Source organism: Corynebacterium halotolerans (assembly GCF_050107895.1).
Taxonomy (GTDB): domain Bacteria; phylum Actinomycetota; class Actinomycetes; order Mycobacteriales; family Mycobacteriaceae; genus Corynebacterium; species Corynebacterium halotolerans_B.
The window spans coordinates 1-255 of sequence record NZ_JBNILW010000063.1; the positions used below are offsets into that span (position 1 = coordinate 1).

Genomic DNA, 255 nt, shown 5'->3' on the forward strand with positions numbered 1-255 from the left:
GCCGGTGCTGGAAATCATCCTCCCGCAGCAGGGCCCGCAGGAAACCGATGTTGGTGGCCACCCCCGAGACCGTGAACTCCGACAACGCCCGCTGGGCACGGGTGACCGCGGTGGCGAAATCAGCACCCCGGCAGGTCATCTTCACCAGCATGGAATCAAAGTGCGCGGTGATCTCCCCACCCAGGGAGGCCGCACCATCCAACCGCACGCCCGCCCCGCCCGGAGACCGGTACGCGGTGATCGTCCCGGTGTCCG

The 255-nt window shown here is 68.2% G+C and carries 1 protein-coding gene; it reads right to left on the bottom strand.

Annotated elements, in window-relative coordinates:
- On the bottom strand, positions 1 to 255 hold a 255-nt coding region (locus ACQCVD_RS15565; protein WP_426824682.1), incomplete at both ends, for a hypothetical protein.